Source organism: Pontibacterium sinense (assembly GCF_015209595.1).
In the GTDB taxonomy this organism is placed as follows: Bacteria; Pseudomonadota; Gammaproteobacteria; order Pseudomonadales; family Balneatricaceae; genus Pontibacterium; species Pontibacterium sinense.
The window spans coordinates 22,882-43,083 of the sequence record NZ_JADEYS010000027.1 but is presented as its reverse complement, the minus strand read 5'-3'; the positions used below and the strand labels follow the sequence as shown (position 1 = coordinate 43,083).

The window sequence follows — 20,202 nt, the reverse complement described above, 5'->3', positions numbered from 1 at the left end:
ATACCGGCTCAGTGTCTGGCGCGTTATCGCGTGTATCCCTTATAGATAATCGGTTACGTCCAGTGTTTCACCGTGCATGTCACCATTGACGGCCACATCGTATGCAATCGATGTATCAACCGCAGACACGCCGTAGGTTGAATCCATCCCCATCATCTCCATGGTCTCTTTTACAAACGCAGGAGCGACAACATTGACGCGAATGTTCTCCAGCTCCAGTGCTGCGGCTTTGACGTAACTTTCCAGTGCGCCATTGGCCATGCTGATTGATGCGCTGCCGGGCATCGGTTGGCGTGACAAAATGCCAGATGTTAGCGTGATTGAGCCATGGTTGGTTACGAAGTCGCGCCCGATACGTATCAGATTGACTTGGCCCATAAGCTTATTGTTCAGCGCCAGTGTGTAATCTGCATCGCTTTGCTCACTAAGCGGGCCGAAGTTTGCGAGGCCTGCGGTTGAAACGACGGCATCAACGGGACCGGTTTTCTCAAACATCGCCTTAATTGATTCTGCATTGCCCAGATCGACCGTTACATCTCCATCGCGATACCCTGTGGCGATAACTTCGTGTTGGTTGCTCAGACGATCTGCGACCGCTTTACCGATTGTGCCTGTTGCGCCAATGACCAGAATTTTCATGTTGTGCTCCACCTGTTGTATTCGTTGATAGGGGATAAGCGTAATCTTGTGCGTTAGAATGAAAAATAACGCCAAAAAGAAAACATTATTCTCATGAAAAGAAATATTGATCTGATCAAAGCGATGCGGACCTTTCTTGTGGTGGTTGATCATCAAAGCTTTACGGCTGCGTCTCAGACGCTAAATCTGGTCACGTCTGCGGTCAGCCGGCAAGTGTCAGATCTGGAGAAACACTTTGATTGTCAGTTGTTGTATCGCACCACCCGGGCGATGCATCTGACAGCGGAGGGACAGTTTTATCTGGAACAGTTTAAAGATGTGCTGGAGCGGTTGGATTCGCTTGAAATGCTGACCTCAGCGCGCCAGCAAAAGGTGACGGGCCATCTGCGGATGACCACCCCGATAAACATTGGCCGTTTGGGTATTCAGAAGAAGGTGAGTGACTTTCTGAGTTTGCATCCCGACGTGACCTTGTCGTGGATGTTGGTCAATCGCTTTGTGAACTTAGTCGAAGAGGGCGTTGATCTGGCGATCCGTGTGGGTGATTTGCCAGATTCAAGCCTGATCGCCCGTCAATTCACAACGCTGAGTGTGCACTTTGTCGCCAGTCCTGATTATCTGTTGCAGCACGGTACACCCAAACACCCTGAAGAGTTAGCCAGTCACCAATGTGTATTAGACAGTTCGATCCGTACGCCCAGGCGTTGGCGATACAATACGAATAAAGGTGAGCAGCAGGTAAGTGTGCAAGGCACCATCGAGGTGAATCAGGGAGGGTTGGCCGCAGAGTTTGCCGCAGCGGGGCATGGTGTCGCATTGTTGCCGGAATTTCTGGTGCAGGAATACGTTGATCGGGGGGAGTTAGTGCACATTCTTAGTGAGTACCAATTGCCCAAAGTGCCGGTATCACTGGTGTATCCAGCGAACCGTATGGCCAGCCCGGCACTGAAATCGCTGGTGGATTATTTGCTTGAGTATCGTCCCAAGGACAAGGGCTGAAAAGGGCCTCAGAAGAACGCGAAAAATATTTGTCACTATATTAGAAAGTTTCAGCACACAGGCGTTGACTCTGAGAAGAATCTCTATAAACTAAGCGCCAGCTCGAAAGAAAGTCACTCGTTTATTAAGCTGCGTTACGTCGAAGTATTCATGATACCTCGTCCTGAAGTTCTTAAATAACAGTCAATTTTTCACGCTATTTACGCCTCTTGAAGGCACTCTTATTTATTTACGTTAGGAAAGATTATAATGGCTACTGTTACTGGCACAGTTAAATGGTTCAACGAAACTAAAGGTTTCGGTTTCATCGAACAGGAAAACGGCCCAGACGTATTCGCTCACTTCAGCGCTATCTCTGGTTCCGGCTTCAAAACTCTGACTGAAGGTCAGCGTGTTGAGTTCTCTGTTACTCAGGGCCAGAAAGGTCCTCAGGCTGAGAACATCGTAGCAATCTAATTTTAGATTCAGCTACAACCAATGTGAGCTAGCTTACGTTGGATGAAGAGAGGGTAAGGCTTTTGGGTCTTGCCCTTTTTTATTGCCCGAGTTTTACCTTTTCTCCCCGTTTCTGATCCCATCACGCCCCGTGCTTTTCCTTTTTTACGCTTTTCCTGTTATTTCCTCACATTTTCCCCTTATTCGTTGCATATGGTTTAACCTCTATCCGCGACTAAGAAGGAGAGATGTAATGCGCATATGGATCTCTGGGCTGGCGCTGGCGATATCCTTATCGGGACACGCTGCGTACGCTCATCAGCAGAACAGTGAGCGATGGGTTGGCTGGGAAGGTGAGCAACCCGGTGTGATACGCACATTGGTCGATATGTTGATCAGCCCCGCGTATGCCGAGGCGCACATACGTGTTGATGGAAACTACCGTCTGATCAGTTCGAACGGTTTACCTGAGCACAACACGGGACGCTTCCCTAATGCCAATAACCCGACTGCTATTCGCGAGCAATCTGTAACCTATCGGGTACCGGTAAAACCGATTTATCGGGAGAGTACAACGCCATTGGGGATGTGGCCGTTTGGTGTGGCGATCAACGGCGTGCCGTTTGATCCCGGTGCCGCCGAATTCTGGCGAGGTAATCCACGATCCGGTTGGCAGTATGAAGCGTTGAGTGGGGCGGTGGACTTGGGTGTGGATCGCAACAATGCCCATGTTCAGCCGACCGGATCCTATCACTACCATGGATTGCCGACCGGCTTGCTGGAGCGTTATTCTGATTCGAGTGTGCCGATTTTACTGGGATATGCGGCGGACGGTTTTCCGATCTATGGGCCTTATGGTTATCGCAATCCTATTGATGATCGATCCGGGATGCAGAAGCTGAGAGGGAGTTATCAGGTAAAGGGTGGTCAGCGTCCTGATGGTCCCGGCGGTCGTTATGATGGCTCCTTTGTTCAGGACTACGAATATATCGCCGGTTTGGGAGATCTGGACGATTGTAATGGACGCAGTGGTATAACGGCTGAATACCCCGAGGGGACCTATTACTACGTGGTGACGGATAATTTTCCCTTTATTCCCCGTTGCTTTCACGGGACGCCGGATCGCAGCTTTATGCGTGGTCCCGGCAGTGGACAGGATCGTGCAGCTAGTCACGGTGTTGATGGCTCGCAGCGGCAACACTCGCGTGGCATGAGACAGCCGCAAGGCGGGTCGGGTGGAATGCGACGGCCACCACAAGAGGCGATTGATGCGTGTAAGGGCCGTGATAAAGGTGATCGAGTAAGTTTTACTACGCCATTTGGGCACAGGATTTCCGGTGTCTGCCAGCAGCGTGATGGCGAGTTGTTTGTTATTCCAGGCTAAGAGTCCATTGTGAGTTGGCCGTTCGCGCTATGCTGCCGCACCGGGTTACTAACACCCAGTGGGCTTCTACCTGTATCATGTAGCTCTTAAAATCTCTAACGGGTTTACAGCAGCACAATGAACAGACGTAAAAAGATCACACAGATTCTGACTAAGAAGGCTAAAAAGGCCAACGCTAAAAACCAGATGTCCAACAAGCCGCGTTATGTTTCAAAAGCTGACCGCGAAAAGTTGGAGAATTCTGAAGCAGGCAACGCTGCCGTTGCCGAGTGATAGTAGGAGCTGATCATGCATTCCATCTCTGAACCCGACACGACTCAACCGGCCTATGGCGTGGGTGATACCTCTTTCCTGTCAGCGGGTGGTGTAGACGGTATTCGCGTGCTGGTTGATCACTTCTATGATGCGATGGAGAGTCTGCCGGTTGCCGAGGGCATCCGTAAAATGCATCCAGATGATCTGGAAGAGTCACGCGACAAGCTGGCGCGCTTTTTAAGCGGCTGGTTGGGTGGTCCAAAGCTGTATTCCGAGAAGTACGGCTCCATTCGTATTCCGCACGCTCACGCTCATTTGCCAATTGGTGCCGTTGAACGCGATGCCTGGCTGGCGTGTATGGAACACGCGCTGACCTTTATGGATTACCCAGATGATTTCAAAGCCTACCTTATGAAACAGCTGTTTGTGCCTGCTGAGCGTTGCCGTACGCAAGACTAGCTGCGGCATTTGATTAGTTACCCGTAGCTCTTAAATGATCGGGCGCTGCGGGTGTAAATCTCGCCACCACCGTACACGGTTGAGCGTATTTTGACCGAAGCTCGATGTGCGCTTCGACGCCGAGCATGCGCTGACTGATCAAAAAGTTGATCTCCCTCCGCTTATCCTGCAGAAATAGATCCATCCGGGTCGAAATTTCATCTCACTGAGCTATCTTTCTTATTCCATGTTGGCGTAATTGCCTGCAGGAATTGTGTCTGAAACTTATCAGCAAGGAAGAATTATGGATATCGGTACTATCGTTGGTTTGGCTGTTGTTGTGGCATTGGTTGTGTTTGTAGTCAGTATCTACAATCGATTGGTGACATTGAAGAATCGTTATCAAAACGCCTTTAGCCAGATCGAAGTACAGCTTAAGCGCCGGTACGACTTGATTCCCAATCTGGTTGAAACCGCAAAAGCCTATATGGCGCACGAAAAAGACACGCTGACGGCGGTGATCGAAGCCCGCAATGAAGCAGCGGCAATGTTAAAAGGTGCTGCCGCTGATCCCACCCGTGGCAGTGCGATTCAAAGTCTGGCCGGTGCAGAAGGTGCGTTGCAAGGTGCGTTATCGCGTCTCAATCTGGTGATGGAAGATTATCCCGACCTGAAAGCCAACGAGAATATGATGCAGCTGACTGAAGAGTTAAGCACCACTGAAAACCGTGTTGCATTCTCTCGTCAGGCGTTTAACGATGCGGTGACCGCTTACAATACATACCGTCAGACCTTCCCTCCGGTGCTGTTTGCATCCACTTTTGGCCATCCAAGTGATGCTGAATTGTTGGAGTTTGAAGACAGTGCTGCGATTCAAGCCGCCCCCAAAGTATCTTTCTAAACCGACGGTCAGAGTTGTAGAGCATGGATTTTTTCGCGCATCAGGATCGCGCACGTCGCAATACCGGCTGGTTGGTGGTGTTGTTTATTCTGGCCGTGACACTGCTGGTATTTTTTGCGAACTTCTGCGTCGCGTTAATGATCGGTTGGTCGAATATTGAGCAGCCCGGGCTGGCTGGACACACGGTCTGGGATTTTTTTAGCTGGCGTCGTTTTATCTATATTGGCATGGCTGTCTGGTGTGTGGTGCTGGGCGCAATGATCTATAAACGTCTTCAGCTTGCCGAAGGTGGCAAACGGGTCGCTGAATCCTTAGGCGGTCATCGTATTTATCCTAACAGTGATGATCTGGACGAACGCCGTATTCTCAATGTCGTTGAGGAGATGGCGTTAGCGTCTGGTATGCCGGTGCCACCGGTTTACCTGCTGGGCGGTGAGATGGGGATCAATGCCTTTGCTGCAGGTAACTCTCCGTCTGATGCGGTGATTGGTGTTACCCGAGGGTGCATTCAGTTGCTGGATCGAGATCAGTTACAGGGTGTAATCGCCCACGAATTCAGCCATATCCTTAACGGTGATATGCGTCTGAACATGCGACTGGTTGCTGTGCTGCATGGTATCGAATTTATCGGTGATACGGGTGACATTATGCTGCGTGTCCGGACAAGTCGGTCGGGTGGGGCGCAGGTGTTGATGTTAGGCGGTGCACTTTGGTTGATTGGTTTCTTCGGCTCATTGTTTGGCAATATGATTCGCTCGGCGGTGAGTCGGCAGCGGGAGTTTCTGGCAGATGCTTCGGCTGTGCAGTTCACCCGGAATCCACAGGGTATCGCCGATGCGCTTAAAGTGATTGGCGGCTATCGGGCAGGTACAGAGATATTTAGTCCGTCGAGGGGAGAGGTCAGCCATATTTTCTTTGGTCAGGCCCTGAGTCGGTTGGGGGGCTTGTTCGATACCCATCCACCGGTGATGGATCGTATCCTGCGTATTCAGCCAAGCTGGGACGGGTCCTATATTTTGACCCAATTGCAGGCTAAGGATGAGACAGATAACACCGCAGACACCAAAAAAGAGCAGTTGGCTAAAGCGGTGGCGATGGGAGCTGCGCTGAACGGTGAGTTTCTTGATTCCGCTGAGTTGTTAATGCAGGGCAATATTGCCGATGTGCAGGAGGGGCTCAGTCACATACCCGATTCACTCAAGGAGCAGGCGCATGATCCATTGGGTGCAACTGCACTAATGTTGGGGTTGTTGTTCAGTGGTGACGAAGCGGTGTACCAGAAGCAGCGGGGGTATTTGAAGCAAAAACCTACACCGGGGTTGCTAGCGCTTATCGACAAACAAACCCCTGCGCTTGAGCAGTTGTCCCGTGCGTTGTATCTGCCGTTGCTTGAACTGAGTATGCCAGCACTGAAGTGTTTATCGCAGGAACAGTACATGTTGTTTAAACAGCGGCTTTTGCTACTGATCAGAGCTGATGAAGAGATCGATCTGTTTGAGTGGTGTTTGTATCAGGAGCTGCAGCATTACCTTGACCCCGAATTTGGCAAAGTCCGCACTCATCGACCTAAATACCGCGAAATGCAGCAGTTGTCCGATGCCTATCGTCTGGTGTTATCGGTACTGGTCTATGAGGGGCACGATGATCCACAGGAGATCGATAAGGCCTTTAATCGAGGGATCGGCAGTGCAGGGTTATACAATCTGACGATTCAGCCACAGAATGCCTGTGATCTGCAGGAATTCAGGACAGCGGTGAAAGAACTGGCGTATGCCTATCCGCACTTGAAACCCCGTATGTTGATGGGATTTGTGAATGCAGTGAAGCAGGATGGCATCATTACGGTGATCGAGCGTGAAATGGTGCGTAGTATTGCTGCCGTGATGGATAGCCCGATTCCTAAATTGGATGACTAATCAGGAAGGGCTGGTTTTGAACGATAGAACCCACCCTCACCTGTAGGGGAACGTCGGTGAGAGTGGGGTAGAACAATTTAAGGCATAAACATCAGTGGCTCATCAGATGTTGATAAAGCCCAGTGCGTTAAGGAAGACCACCACAATAGCGATCGGGGTGATAAAGCGCATCACGAACTGCCAAGCGGTGAACAGCAAACCGCCGCCTAGTCCCAGCTCCTCTTTTACTACGTTCGATTTCATTACCCATGCGGCGAACAGTGCAACCAGCAAACCACCCAAAGGCATCATCAGGTTAGCGGTCAGGAAGTCGATCGCATCAAAGAACGTCTTACCGAACAGCGTGTTGTCCTGCCAGATGTTGAAGGAGAATACCGTACCCAAACCCAGCGTCCACAACACCAGACCTACCAGAGCACTCGCCTTGCCACGAGACATTTTGCGTTTCTCAGTCAGCCAGGAAACGGTCGGTTCGATCATTGAGATTGCAGAGGTCAGCGCCGCCATAGACAGCATGACGAAGAACAGCGAGCCGAACAACGTACCGTATGGCATCTGACCGAAAGCGATTGGCAGCGTGACAAAGATCAGACCCGGACCGGCACCTGGTTCCAGACCGTAGGCAAATACGATCGGGAAGATCGCCAGACCGGCCAGCAGTGCAACTGCAGTATCGAATATGCCGATCATGATAGAGGTTTTCGCAATAGACGTGCTCTTTGAAACGTACGAGCCGTACGTCATGATCGCGCCGGATGCCAAACTCAGTGTGAAGAACGCGTGACCCAGTGCCACCAGCACAGCTTCGGTACTCAGCTTGCTGAAGTCAGGGGTGAACAGGAAGTTGATCGCTTCAGCAAAGTGACCGGTGCTGGTGGCATAACCAACCATCACCAATACCAGTGCAATCAGCAGTGGCATCATGTAGTTGATCGCTTTTTCCAGACCGGCGTGTAGACCACGGGAAACGATATACATGGTGGTCACCACGACAACGGTGCTCCACATCAGCAGCTGCGCCGGATCTGCCAGCATCCCACCGAACATAGCACCGGCGGCATCCGGTGTGATGGTGTCGAATGCACCGGTTACCGAGCTTACGGTGTAGGACAATGTCCAGCCGGAGATTACGGTATAGAAGCTGAGGATCAGGAAGCCACAGATAATGGCCATCCAGCCCACACCTTTCCAGAGTGGATTGGCACCGGCTTCTTTAGCCATGGTCGCCATCGCGCCGGTTGGGTTTTGCTGTGAGCGGCGACCGATCATGATCTCGGCCATCATCACTGGGATACCAATGACGAGAATACAGGCGAGGTAAACCAGCACAAACGCGCCGCCACCGTTTTCGCCAGTAATGTATGGGAATTTCCAGATATTACCCAAGCCTACGGCGGAACCCGCGGCAGCCAGGATAAACGTCAGGCGGCTGGACCACTGTAGGCGGCCCCCTGTAGATACAGCAGCATTGCCCGCATTGGATGCGTTAGCACTCATAGCGTCAGACATAGAAGCGTTCCTTATTCTTATAATGTTGTGTCTTTTTATAATTTTTTCCGGCGGCTAATGTCCGGATTTGGATCTGTGTTGTATTGGATGAAATTGCTTTGACGCGGATAAAAAAGCGCCGGAGTTAAGGTCCGGCGCAAGGAGGGTTATCCGATCAGTCTGTCAGTTGCTCCAGAGAAATCTCGAAAGCCGTCTGCGCCACGAGTGTGGCTGCGCGGGAACGGTTGTGGCACTGGATCAGCGCGCGCTGAATAGTGTCGGACACGTCGTTAAAGATAGCGCGGTCGGAGATCTCGATTTCGCTTTCCATCAGGAATGCAAATGCGCGAGCCATACCGCAGTTCGCGATGAAATCTGGCAGTACGGCGCATTTCTTGTCGGCGTATTCGTAGATCGGGCCGTAGAAAATTTCAGGGTCGTTAAACGGTACGTTGGCACCGCTGGATACCACTTCCAGACCACCATCGATCAGGCGGCTGATCTGGTCCTGAGTGATCAGGCGGGACGCTGCACAGGGCAGGAAGATATCGGCTTCCAGATCCCAGATGCGGTTGTTCACATCTTCGAAAGAGAGCAGATTGTCGCCGGTTAGCGTGTTATGCTCTTTGTTCATAAACAGATCGGTGACCGCTTCACGACCCAGTCCTTCCACATCGATCAGGCCACCGTTACGGTCGATGATGCCGACGACTTTTGCACCGGCTTGTGCCAGATAGTACGCAGCAGCAGAGCCGACGTTGCCCCAGCCTTGAATGATGACACGCTTGTTCGCTACGTCACCGCCGTAGATGTCGTAGTATTTCACGACAGACTCCGCCACGCCCCAACCGGTGATCAGATCAGCCACTTTGTACTTGCGACCGGAATCCGGTGTGTAGTGTGGATCTTCAACGATCTTGGAAACACCCAGGCGCAACTGTCCGACTTTCTGAATCTGCTCGCTGGTGGTCGGTTTGAAATGACCGTTCACCACGCCTTCCTGCGGGTGCCACAAGCCAAGGCTTTCGGTGATTGGGATAACTTCGTGAACTTCGTCCACATTCATATCACCGCCGGTGCCGTAGTAGTTTTTCAGCAGCGGAGCAACTGCGCTGTACCAGCGTTTCAATACGCCGTGTTTGCGCGGGTCTGCCGGGTCAAAGTTGATGCCGGATTTGGCGCCACCGATTGCCGGGCCGGATACCGTGAATTTCACTTCCATGGTCTTTGCCAGAGATTCAACTTCATGGCGATCCAGACCTTTACGCATACGGGTACCACCACCAGCAGCGCCACCGCGCAGGGAGTTGATCACGACCCAGCCTTGCGCTTCAGTTTCGGAGTCGTTCCATTCGAAGACAATTTCAGGAGCGGTGTTTTCGTAGTTCTGGAGGAGTTCTTTCATTTTCATTTTATTATTCTGCTTGTTGGGTCTTACGGTGTTGGATGACACTTCTTAATACGTGGTTAGGATCCCGAGCAGGCACGGCGAAGCCTGAGAACCGGTGTAACACCGGAACCGCACCTGTCGGGAAATGCTTTTCGCTTAACGTATTGCTTAAGAAAGTAGGGTGGGAGCGAACCCGCACGCCAAGTGTATGGCCCGCTCCCGGATGACTGATGTCACTTAGATCACGCCGCGGCGTTCCTGATCACGTTCGATGGAGTCGAACAACGCCTGGAAGTTACCTTCGCCGAAACCGTTGTTGTTTTTGCGCTGGATCAGCTCGATAAAGATCGGGCCAAACAGATTCTTAGTGAAGATCTGCAGCAGGTAACCGGAGTCATCACCGTCGACCAGTACCTGATGTTCTTTGACGCGAGCTGGATCTTCAGTCACATGAGGCACACGGTTAAATACTTCTTCGTAGTATTCGTCGTTGATATCCAGTGTATCGATCACTGAGCGATCCAGTTTATCTAGTGAGGTCAGCAGATCGTCAGAACGGAAGGCGATGTGCTGTACGCCCGGACCGTTATACATATCCAGATATTCATCGATCTGGTTATTATTATCGTCTTTGCCTTCGTTGATTGGGATGCAGAAGCTGCCGCATGGAGACTGCAGTGCGTAAGACAGCAGGGCGGTCTTCTGGCCTTTGATATCGAAGTAACGCACTTCGGTGAAACCAAATACGTTGATATAGAAGTCAGCCCATGTCTGCATGGTGCCTTTGTAGACGTTGTTGGTCAGGTGATCGATATTGATGAAACCTTTATCTTCTACCAGTACCTGCTCCGCCAGATCTTCAAAGTCGGCTTCATAGATACTGCCGTTAGCACCGAACTTGTCGATAAAGTAGATCAGGCTATCGCCAATACCATAGATCGCCGGGTAGGGCAGGTCTTTAGCAGAATCGTCAGCTGCTTTTGCGCCACGATCGATAGCTATCGCCAGTGCCTGATCGGCATCGTCTACGCGCCAGCCCATAGAGGAGATGGCTGGACCATGAGACTTCGCGAACTTGGCAGAGAATCCCTCTTTCTCGTTGTTTAGCAGAAAGTGGATGTCATTCTGGTTGTAGTACGTGATGTCCTTGCCTTTGAATGATTTCAGCTTGGAAAAGCCGAACGCATTGAACACATCATTCATAAACCCGGTATCAGGGCTGGAAAACTCTGTGAATTCGATACCGCGAAGGCCCAGAGGGTTATGTGAGTTGTTCATTGTCGTATCCCGTTGTTAATCAGATTTATTGTTGTATGCCGGGACCGGGTCAGTTGTTTCAAACTGCGTGGTTTGTCCCTGCGTTCTTGATATTTGTCATTGTCATTAGAATCTTGAACAATAAAAAGAATAATATTTGCATAAACTAGATCTAAATATTAGATGTTGTTTGGGGCGTTTTGGTGTCATTTCACCTCCGTTTTGCGTGCTTATACGTCTTTCCGTGTTTGATTTTTTGTGTCGAGAAGTTTCTGCGTAAAAGAAAACATTCAGTGAACGCCTGTAAAACCCCCGCCTTAGTCAATTCTTTGCTGAATAACTGAAAATGGGCTTACAGATCAATTGTTTCATTGCCGTATAAACATTAAGGTCATGCCTACTTTTTTAGACGCGCCCGGCGGCATCTTATTCCCAGGGATTGGGAGCGCGTCCATTCTTCTGGGAGCCCTTCGTGAGCTTGTTCAAAATTGCAACGCCGTTGTCATACTGGATTCTCGTTGCGCTTTGGTTGTTTATCCTTGTTCTTTATCTGCGTATTCGTCATCAGGATCAGACCAGCACGGCGATGAAAGTACTGCTAAGTGTGTTGGCACTGGATGCGCTGCGCACGCTGTTCGAGAGTTTATATTTCGGTATTTTTCGCAGTGCGCAGGCGGGTTGGCTTCCCGCGGATATCGTGGGGTTGCTCTCTCAACCTGATATGGTTTTTATACCCAAGCTCGTCAACCTTATCGTTGCGGTCATGGTGCTCATTCTGTTGCTGCGTCGCTGGATGCCGCTGTTGGTCAAAGAGCAATATGCGCAGAAGCAGCAGATTCAGCAATTGAGTGTGGAAGTTAGTGAGCGAGAGCAGGCTGAGCAGGCGTTGCGTGATACCCAGGAACATTTCAGGCACCTCGCTCATCACGATACGTTGACTGGATTGCCAAACAGAGCATTACTGCTGGACCGTATACAGCAGGAAATCTACAAAGCGGATCGCGCTGATAAAACCTTAGCGGTGCTGTTTATCGATCTGGATCGCTTTAAACAGATCAACGATTCATTGGGTCATGCGGCCGGTGATGAGGTGCTTATGATGGCAGCCGTACGCCTTAAAGAAACGGTGCGCCAGGACGATACCGTGTCCAGAATTGGCGGAGACGAATTTGTCGCCGTAATCAACGGTGTCGCCGATGTAGCAGCCATTGTAGAAGTCGCGACCAAGATCCTTCACGCGATGGAGCAGTCGTTTGATGTGGAAAATCACCAGCTGTATATGTCGTGTTCAATCGGTGTGAGTTTATATACGCAGGATGGTGATGATCCGGAAACTCTGTTGCGACACGCTGATGCGGCCATGTACCGGGCGAAGAGTGAAGGACGCAATACGGTCGAGTTTTATACTTCGGATATGACCGACGAGGTGCTGAAGCGGATGATGTTTGCCTCTCAGTTACGCTCTGCATTGGATGATGACCAGTTTGTGCTGTATTACCAGCCGCAATATGACCTGAGTACGGGGGAGCTGGTGGGGGTCGAGGCACTGATCCGCTGGCAGCATCCTCAATTGGGGCTGCTATGCCCTGAAGAATTCATTCCTCTGGCTGAAGAGACAGGTCTGATTGTGCCTATCGGTGACTGGGTGTTGCGCCGGGCCTGCAGGACATTACGTCGATGGATGGATGCGGGCCTCGACCTCAACCGTATGGCGGTCAACATTAACCTGTCCAGTAAGCAGCTCAGACATGAGCATCTCAGTGAACAGGTTTTAAATGTACTGAAGGAGTTTAATGTTCCGGCGGAGAATATTGAACTGGAGATCACCGAAGGCACCCTGATGCATGACCCCAAATCAGCGGCCACCGTATTGCAGCGGTTTATGGACGAAGGGATTGAGATCGCCATTGATGACTTTGGGACGGGCTATTCTTCATTGAGTTATCTGAAGCGATTACCGATCAACAAGCTGAAGATCGATCGCTCGTTCGTGCAGGATATACCTGAAAGTCAGAGCGATATGGAGATCGCCCGGGCGGTGATAGCGTTAGCGCGTAGTCTGAATCTGAAAGTGGTTGGCGAAGGGGTAGAAACCGAAGCGCAGGCTGCATTCTTACGAGAGGAGGGCTGCGATATTGGGCAGGGCTTCCTTTATAGCAAGCCCATACCTGAACACGAAATGGTCGCACACTTTACCGAGAACGCGCTGAGTAGTTCATGCGCTGGATCTGCTGTCAGGGTTTGAAGGTCGCAAACTCTGACAGGATCTGTTGCAGAATCAATTCACCTGCTTTGCCCAGCGGCTGGTCTGTTGGGTAGACCAGTAGGGGAGTGAAAGAGGAGCGAGAGCCTCCTTCGTAGTCCAGCTCGACCAGTTCACCGGATACCAGTTCTTCCCGAATCAGAAACTCCGGCATCCAGCCAAACCCTAGCCCCATCTTTAAGCCGGATTTCTTGCTGACAAAGCCGTGCATAAAAAATACTCGGTCGCCGCCAAACTGATGCTCATCCAGTCTATCAGTCGATTCTTCGCTTGAATCGTGAATGGTCAGCTCCACATGTTCGAGTAACTGGTTCAGGTCAATCCGTTCCCCCGCCGCCAGGGCATGATGGCATGAGGCAACCAGCACAAAGGTAACTTCCGGCAGAGGCACAGGTTTCAATTGAGGGCTGGGGTGATAGTCTTTCACCAGCATCATATGCGCTTTATCTTGTTCGAAACGTTTCTGTACGCCTCGCATCGCTTCCACTTTGACCTGAATCTTGGTTGGAATTTCGCGGTCGACCAGAACCTTCATTGCTTTCATGACAGGCTCCATAGGCAGAGACGCATCGACAACCAGATCAAAGTGAGGCTCCCAGCCTTCAGAATAATGATCAGCTAGCTTCTCAATACGCTCGGCTTGTTGCAGTAAACGTCGCCCCTCAACCCAAAGCGCTTTTCCCTTCGGTGTCAGTTCTGCGCGATAACTGCTGCGGTCGAAAATGGTGACATCAAGCTGGTCTTCGAGTTTCTTGATTTGATAACTGATCGCTGACTGGGCTTTATGCAGGCGAGCCGCTGCTTTCGCAAAGCTGCCTTCTTCAATGACAACGTCCAGCACGCGTAGCGCTTCGATATCCAAACGCACTCTATTTCTCCCGTTTAAAATCGCTGTGTATTCATACATTATCAGTTTTTTCGATGGAGTCGGTCGAAAATATATTCTATCTATCGCTGTTTCATTTATCTAAATTGAGCCGCCTCATGGAACTGACATACGACGGCGACGATCTCGTTGTCTATGAAGGCACAATCATACAGACGATTTGTGAATTCAGTTTCATGTCTTGCGTTCTTTTAGCGGCTCTCTGATTGATCGTAAACGAAAGACGAAATGTATAAAAATAACTATCAGGAAATCAACATGAAGTTCAACAAACTCGCCGTGGCTATGGCGGCTCTGAGTGCTATCTCGACCGGTCAGGCAATCGCTGCAGAAGCAGATGACCAGATGCAGGTGAATCTGGGTCTGCGTACTTTCTACATGAACCGTGACTTCGATGCTGGTATCCCGGATACCATCGCAGCCGGTCAGGCGTTCCGTGCTGAATTCCTGTCGCCATTCTGGAATGACATGATCGGCGTTGATGCCTCTGTTGTTCACGTGGCGAAGTTGGAAGGGGACAAAACTGTCAACTCTTCTGATGTGTTGACCACCAGCGGTGACGGTTACACCACACTGGAACAGGCTTACATTAAGATCAAACCGACCGAGAACCTGAATATTCGTGCCGGTCGCATGATTCTGATGACCCCGTTGCTGAACGATCTGACCTCTCGTATCTCTGCGCCAAGCACGCAGGCGATCCATGCTACGGCTAGCTTTAAAGGTGGTGAGATCTACGGTATCTACTCCGATAAAGCTTCCATGAACAACGATGAAGACTTCAAAGCCTACACTGCAAACGGCGAAGATTACGACGTTGCCTCCATCGGTGGTTCTTACAAATTTGCCAACGGCCTGAGCACGCACATCCAGTACGGTGTGGCAGACGACTACCAGAAACAGGCGTACTTCAACTTCGCCTACCCAACGAAAGTGGGTGGCTACGACCTGATGCTGGACCTGACCCACATGCGTGGTGAAGACGATGGCGACCTGTACGGCCGCGATTACGACAGCAACCTGACCGGTCTGACCGCACGCCTGTCACAGGGTAATCTGGCGTACACCATCGCGTACCAGACGGTTGGTGGCAGCGATGCTTACGACCAGAAATGGGGTGGCGCAGACAACACCCAGTTCTTCACCTGGGGTGCGGTTCAGCTGTTGGATTTCAACGCCAAAGACGAACAGTCTTTGCAGGCACGTATCGACTATGACGTACCGGGTATTCCGGGTCTGCACCTGATGGCACGTCACACAGAAAGCTGGGATATCGACCATGCGGGTGGTGATGACGGTCAGCGTCATGAAACCAACGTCGACGTGAAATACACTCTGCAGGACGGCGCGGCGAAAGGCCTGAACCTGCGTCTGCGCGTGGCAAAAGCTGACGGCGATGCCGCAGTTGTGCCACGTATCAACGACATCCGCTTCATCGTGGATTACAAAACGAACCTGCTGTAAAGCAGGGGAGTATCCTGCGACCGGTGCTTGATATGCTTGCTGATCAGTCAATTCGGGGCGTCCAGCAGCATATTTGGCCCGGCGCGCAGGGCCTTTAATTCCCTCCTGTTACATTCGTACTAAGATATCTCACCACCCCTTCGGTGAACGTCTTCTGTCCGTGGTTATTCTTTGCGTTACCGCGCTTGGTGGAGCCTGGGTCTCCACCTTTTTTCGTTTCCTTTCTGACGACTTCTCAATTCCTTCCATCTATACCAATCTATCTGGGTTCGTTTTAACCTAAGCAATTCTTATTGCATTGATCTACCGGGTAACAGTTCACATGATCCTCGATGTTTTAACGATTTTACTGCTGACTACTTTGGCGGGTGCCTGCATCCCTCTGGGGGGCTATCTGGCGAGCTTTGAACGTATTCTTCCTCGTTGGTTAGATCGGGAGTTTCGACATTTCTCGATTGCATTGGGCGGCGGTATTTTGTTGGGGGCGGTGGCGTTTGTATTGGTGCCGGAAGGGGTCGAAAGTATGGGTGGCTCGCTGCTGTCGATTCCTGTGTTGTTAGCGGGCGGATTCACCTTCTTTGTGATCGAGCGGGTGTTGGGGCTGCGTCGTCGTGAATCTCCCCAGATGATGGGGATGGTGCTGGATTATGTGCCGGAGGCGATTGCGCTGGGTGGTTTGATGGCATTGGGTTCTCCGGTGGCACCTTTGCTGGCACTGCTGGTGGGTATGCAGAATTTGCCCGAAGGATTTAATGCCTATCGAGAACTGTGCACGCAATACAAAAGCCAGCTTAAAACGATGTTGGTGATGCGCTGGCTGGTGCTAATTGGGCCGCTGGCGGGTCTGAGTGGGTATTTTTTGCTAGGCGATCATCAGATGATTCTTGGTCTGATCATGCTGTTCTCGTCAGGCGGCATTTTATATCTGTTGTTTCAGGATATTGCGCCGCAATCCCGCTTAAAGAAACACTGGGCGCCGCCGTTGGGGGCGGTGTTTGGCTTTTGTTTGGTGCTCTATAGTCAGATGTTGCTCGGCCTGGTTTGAAACGAAACCGTTGCTTCTATTAAAGGGCTCGATGCTGATCAGTTGAGCGCCGCTTATATTTTTCCTCATCTTGCGGACGCATGTTGGTTTTTGATTAGTCTTTCAAAATCGACGCATCCATTTTGGCCAGCTATGCTTCATTACGAGGTAAGCCCGCAGTCTCTCGCTATCTGACGCCAATCCTTGGGGCTTACGCTTGGTCTATCAACGGAGTTTACGATGAGAGCATTAACGATGCTGCTCGCGATACTCTTGCTTCAAGGATGCATAGCAACAAAGAGTTTACAGCGCGATACCCTTCAGTCTGCCCAGTTAGCGGCGCAGCAATGCAGCGAGACCCTGATTCAGGTAAATGACCTGATTGAGGAGCAACAAAAGACAACCCAAGCGATAGAGCGGGAGGCTAAGAAATCCCGTGCTGCGCTGACACGTCCTGTGCAGCGCGATCAGGCGTGTCCGGATCTACGCAAATCACTGCGAAACAAAACGGTTGTTGGCGCGGTCGAGTGGGCTATGGTCGACTTGGGCTCTAAGCAATTGATCGCAAAAGCCCGTATGGATACCGGTGCCTCCACCTCTTCATTGAACGCCACGAATATCTCTGAGTTTGAACGAAACGGTCAACGCTGGGTACGCTTTACGTTGGCAGATGGTACTGAGGTATCGAAGGTGTTGATACGTTATGTCAACGTGCGTCAGGCCAGTACAAATAAGGATCGCCGCCGTGTTGTTAAGCTGGGTATCAAGCTGGGGACTATATCCTACGTTGGCGAATTTACCTTGGCAGATCGTAGTCACCTGAAGTACGAAGTGTTGATTGGCCGGAACGTGTTAAGGGACTTGATGGTGGTTGATGTGGCGCGATTGTACATGCTGGGGAAAAAACCAAAGGAAACAAAAAAATCTTCGAAGAACACTCCTAAAAAAGCAGCGAGAAATTAGGGGGCTGCATGCAAGATAAGATCCCCTATTATTTACTTGTAACCCTCCTGATCGCAGTGGGTTTTGGTAGTGCTATCTATCGGCATATTAATCTGGACATTCCTTGGTTGCCGGGAGAAACACGCGAAGTTTGGCGTGTTGAAGCACGCCTGGAGTTTACTGCCGATGGGGATGCGATCGTTGCTCAGATGGCGATTCCCGAATCCCACCCCGGCTTTACATTGCTGGAGCAAGCGACGGCATCTCCGGGTTATGGTCTGAGTTATCTGACTGAGGAAAAACGACCGGCGGTGCGTTGGTCGACTCAGCAGGCCTCTGGTAAGCAGGTACTGTATTACCGCGCTCAGTTTTTACTGGATGACAAGCAAGAAGCGAGCTGGCCTCCGTCGCCAGACATATCTGAACCACCAATCCTTCCCGATCCAATCAGTCTGGCTGCAGGTCGTCTGATCGAGCAGGCAAAGAAACAATCAGCCAATCAGATCACGATGGCCGCTCAGCTGATTAACGGCTTACGTTCGGATGATCAACAGGTACAGCTGCTGAAACAGGATCGCTCATTGGCTGCTGCTGCACTGATACTAATGCAGTTGGCGGAAATTCCAGCCCGTGAGGTGACGGCGATTCGCTTAAAGCACAATCGACGTAATCAGGATAGCCTGCCGTATCTGATGGTGTATGCCGAAGACCAGGTGGCGTTCTTTAATCTAACGAATGGCAAAGAGGGACGGCCAGAGCGCCTGTTGATTTGGGAGATGGAAGATCAGCCGCTGATTGATCTTGAAGGGGGGCACAATACCCGCGTCAGCTTTTCCATGTTGCGGGAAGTGGTGCCGGTGCAAAAAGCACTGGAGCAAAAGTACCGTGATGTGAGTGCTATGCAGGTCTCTCTGCACAGCTTGCCGCAGGAAGAGCAACAGATGTTTCGCGGCTTATTGCTGATTCCTGTCGGTGTCATGGTGGTGATGATCATTCGTGTGCTGGTAGGATTGCGGACATCGGGTACCTTTATGCCGGTACTTATCGCCTTGGCCCTGATGCAGACGTCTCTGGGGGCCGGTCTGGCCGGATTTGTACTGGTGGTTGTGACTGGATTAGTGGTGCGAGGCTACCTTTCCAGGCTCAATCTGTTGCTGGTCGCGAGGATCAGCGCGGTTATCATCGTCGTGATTTTGCTCACTGCGACCTTCTCTGTGATCGCCTACAATCTGCGGATCGTTGAAGGCCTGAACATTATCTTCTTCCCAATGATTATTATCGCCTGGACCATCGAAAGGATGTCGTTGCTGTGGGAAGAAGAGGGGGGCGAGGAAGTGATGAAGCAGGGCGGTGGTTCGCTCTTTGTTGCTTTGCTGGCGTATCTGGTGATGTCTAACGGTTACATCCAGCATCTGACCTTTAACTTCCCGGGTTTGCAGCTGGTGTTGCTGGCATTAATACTTATTTTGGGCAGTTATACCGGTTATCGCCTGATTGAGCTGGTACGTTTCAGTCCGTTTGCAAGCCGTTCACAGGAACCGCCTAAATGAGCTGGCTTATCTCACCCAGACGTTTGCGACAGTTGGGTGTGCTGGGCATGAATCAGCGCAATATTGAGTATATTGCCGGGCATAATGATCGGCGCCTGTTTCCACTGGTGGATGACAAGCTCAAAACAAAGGAGCTGGCGATTGACGCCGGTCTGAGTGTGCCGAAACTGGTGGGGGTGATTCGGTATCAACATGAGATTAGATCGATCAAAGCTATGCTGCATTCGCAGCCTGCGTTTTGTATCAAACCCTCCAAAGGTAGTGGCGGTAAGGGCATACTGGTCATTCATGATCACGATGATCAGCAGTACTTTAAGCCCAATAACCAAGCACTGACACTCACTGATATTATGCGACACACCTCCAATATTCTGGCGGGATTGTTTTCTTTGGGTGGTCAGCCGGATAAAGCGATCATCGAGGATCTGATTCACTTTGATGACCAGTTCATCAATTACAGTTTTGAGGGCGTGCCGGATATACGGATCATTGTGTTTCGGGGATTTCCGGTGATGGCGATGATGCGGTTATCGACGGCCACCTCAGATGGTAAGGCGAATCTGCATCAGGGCGCTGTCGGCGTGGGGATTGATATTACCACTGGATATGCCTCCCATGCGGTGCAGTTTGACCGGCCTGTCACACATCATCCCGATACGGAGATGCCGCTGTCTGAGATCCGTATTCCGGACTGGCGGCAACTGTTGTACATGGCGGCTCACTGTTATGAGATGTCCGGGCTGGGTTATCTGGGGGTCGACATCGTGTTGGATGCGCGTAAAGGTCCTATGTTGTTAGAGCTTAATGCCCGGCCGGGGTTAGCGATACAGATTGCAAATCATCAAGGTTTGAGTCACCGCCTCAGTGATGTTTCCGCATTGGATGAGCATGCGTTATCCCCGGATGAACGGGTAGCGTATGTACAGCAGCACTTTCAGGATTCTACGGCCTGATGACTACGGCTATGCCCG

At 51.0% G+C, this 20,202-nt stretch carries 18 protein-coding genes; 13 read left to right on the top strand and 5 right to left on the bottom strand.

From position 1 onward, the window contains the following. Positions 1 to 39: 39 nt before the first annotated feature. Positions 40 to 639 (bottom strand): short chain dehydrogenase, encoded by a 600-nt coding sequence (locus IOQ59_RS19395; protein WP_193955127.1) that lies wholly within the window; start codon positions 637 to 639, stop codon positions 40 to 42. Between the two features lie 93 nt (positions 640 to 732). Between IOQ59_RS19395 and IOQ59_RS19390 the strand changes: the two genes are divergently transcribed. The 7 genes from IOQ59_RS19390 (at position 733) to IOQ59_RS19360 (ending at position 6,967) form a co-directional block, all read left to right on the top strand. Next, positions 733 to 1,638, top strand: coding sequence for a LysR family transcriptional regulator (locus tag IOQ59_RS19390; protein ID WP_193955126.1), 906 nt, complete (start codon positions 733 to 735; stop codon positions 1,636 to 1,638). 249 nt (positions 1,639 to 1,887) lie between these two features. Continuing rightward, positions 1,888 to 2,094 carry a cold-shock protein gene (locus IOQ59_RS19385; RefSeq protein ID WP_193955125.1) on the top strand — a complete coding sequence of 69 codons (207 nt, stop codon included), beginning with the start codon at positions 1,888 to 1,890 and terminating at the stop codon, positions 2,092 to 2,094. 232 nt (positions 2,095 to 2,326) lie between these two features. Continuing rightward, positions 2,327 to 3,457, top strand: coding sequence for a YHYH protein (locus tag IOQ59_RS19380; protein WP_193955124.1), 1,131 nt, complete (start codon positions 2,327 to 2,329; stop codon positions 3,455 to 3,457). Positions 3,458 to 3,574: 117 nt separating this feature from the next. Further along, a complete protein-coding gene (locus IOQ59_RS19375; RefSeq protein WP_193955123.1) occupies positions 3,575 to 3,730 on the top strand; it encodes a DUF2986 domain-containing protein in 156 nt (51 codons plus the stop codon). Between the two features lie 15 nt (positions 3,731 to 3,745). Continuing rightward, positions 3,746 to 4,171 carry a group II truncated hemoglobin gene (locus tag IOQ59_RS19370; protein ID WP_193955122.1) on the top strand — a complete coding sequence of 142 codons (426 nt, stop codon included), beginning with the start codon at positions 3,746 to 3,748 and terminating at the stop codon, positions 4,169 to 4,171. A gap of 283 nt (positions 4,172 to 4,454) precedes the next feature. After that, positions 4,455 to 5,051 carry a LemA family protein gene (locus IOQ59_RS19365; protein ID WP_193955121.1) on the top strand — a complete coding sequence of 199 codons (597 nt, stop codon included), beginning with the start codon at positions 4,455 to 4,457 and terminating at the stop codon, positions 5,049 to 5,051. Positions 5,052 to 5,074: 23 nt separating this feature from the next. After that, positions 5,075 to 6,967: a M48 family metallopeptidase gene (locus IOQ59_RS19360; RefSeq protein ID WP_193955120.1), complete on the top strand. Its 1,893-nt coding sequence runs from the start codon at positions 5,075 to 5,077 to the stop codon at positions 6,965 to 6,967. A 102-nt stretch (positions 6,968 to 7,069) separates the two neighbouring features. Here IOQ59_RS19360 and IOQ59_RS19355 read toward each other — a convergent pair whose 3' ends face one another. The 3 genes from IOQ59_RS19355 to hppD all read right to left on the bottom strand — a co-directional run bounded on the left by IOQ59_RS19355 (position 7,070) and on the right by hppD (position 11,123). Beyond that, positions 7,070 to 8,476: a sodium-dependent transporter gene (locus IOQ59_RS19355; protein WP_228051033.1), complete on the bottom strand. Its 1,407-nt coding sequence runs from the start codon at positions 8,474 to 8,476 to the stop codon at positions 7,070 to 7,072. A gap of 154 nt (positions 8,477 to 8,630) precedes the next feature. After that, positions 8,631 to 9,866 (bottom strand): Glu/Leu/Phe/Val dehydrogenase dimerization domain-containing protein, encoded by a 1,236-nt coding sequence (locus IOQ59_RS19350; RefSeq protein WP_228051032.1) that lies wholly within the window; start codon positions 9,864 to 9,866, stop codon positions 8,631 to 8,633. A 216-nt stretch (positions 9,867 to 10,082) separates the two neighbouring features. Then, entirely contained in the window at positions 10,083 to 11,123 is a 1,041-nt protein-coding gene (gene hppD / locus IOQ59_RS19345) for a 4-hydroxyphenylpyruvate dioxygenase (RefSeq protein WP_193955119.1), read from the bottom strand. Between the two features lie 451 nt (positions 11,124 to 11,574). Here hppD and IOQ59_RS19340 point away from each other — a divergent pair, with 451 nt between their 5' ends. Continuing rightward, entirely contained in the window at positions 11,575 to 13,347 is a 1,773-nt protein-coding gene (locus IOQ59_RS19340) for a putative bifunctional diguanylate cyclase/phosphodiesterase (protein WP_193955118.1), read from the top strand. Here IOQ59_RS19340 and IOQ59_RS19335 read toward each other — a convergent pair. Beyond that, the gene (locus tag IOQ59_RS19335; RefSeq protein WP_193955117.1) at positions 13,337 to 14,233 is read right to left on the bottom strand and encodes a LysR family transcriptional regulator; all 897 of its coding nucleotides are present in this window, start codon (positions 14,231 to 14,233) and stop codon (positions 13,337 to 13,339) included. The genes IOQ59_RS19340 and IOQ59_RS19335 overlap by 11 nt on opposite strands. A 276-nt stretch (positions 14,234 to 14,509) precedes the next feature. Here IOQ59_RS19335 and IOQ59_RS19330 point away from each other — a divergent pair, with 276 nt between their 5' ends. The 5 genes from IOQ59_RS19330 (at position 14,510) to IOQ59_RS19310 (ending at position 20,184) form a co-directional block, all read left to right on the top strand. Then, complete coding sequence (locus tag IOQ59_RS19330; RefSeq protein WP_193955116.1) at positions 14,510 to 15,715, top strand: OprD family outer membrane porin; 1,206 nt, start codon at positions 14,510 to 14,512, stop codon at positions 15,713 to 15,715. 322 nt (positions 15,716 to 16,037) lie between these two features. Next, complete coding sequence (locus tag IOQ59_RS19325; protein ID WP_193955115.1) at positions 16,038 to 16,760, top strand: ZIP family metal transporter; 723 nt, start codon at positions 16,038 to 16,040, stop codon at positions 16,758 to 16,760. A 219-nt stretch (positions 16,761 to 16,979) separates the two neighbouring features. Further along, positions 16,980 to 17,702: an ATP-dependent zinc protease family protein gene (locus tag IOQ59_RS19320; protein ID WP_193955114.1), complete on the top strand. Its 723-nt coding sequence runs from the start codon at positions 16,980 to 16,982 to the stop codon at positions 17,700 to 17,702. 8 nt (positions 17,703 to 17,710) lie between these two features. Further along, positions 17,711 to 19,231 (top strand): inactive transglutaminase family protein, encoded by a 1,521-nt coding sequence (locus tag IOQ59_RS19315; protein ID WP_193955113.1) that lies wholly within the window; start codon positions 17,711 to 17,713, stop codon positions 19,229 to 19,231. After that, on the top strand, positions 19,228 to 20,184 hold the full coding sequence (locus tag IOQ59_RS19310) for an alpha-L-glutamate ligase-like protein (RefSeq protein WP_193955112.1): 957 nt from the start codon (positions 19,228 to 19,230) through the stop codon (positions 20,182 to 20,184). Before IOQ59_RS19315 ends, IOQ59_RS19310 begins: the two co-directional genes overlap by 4 nt. Positions 20,185 to 20,202 lie beyond the last annotated feature (18 nt).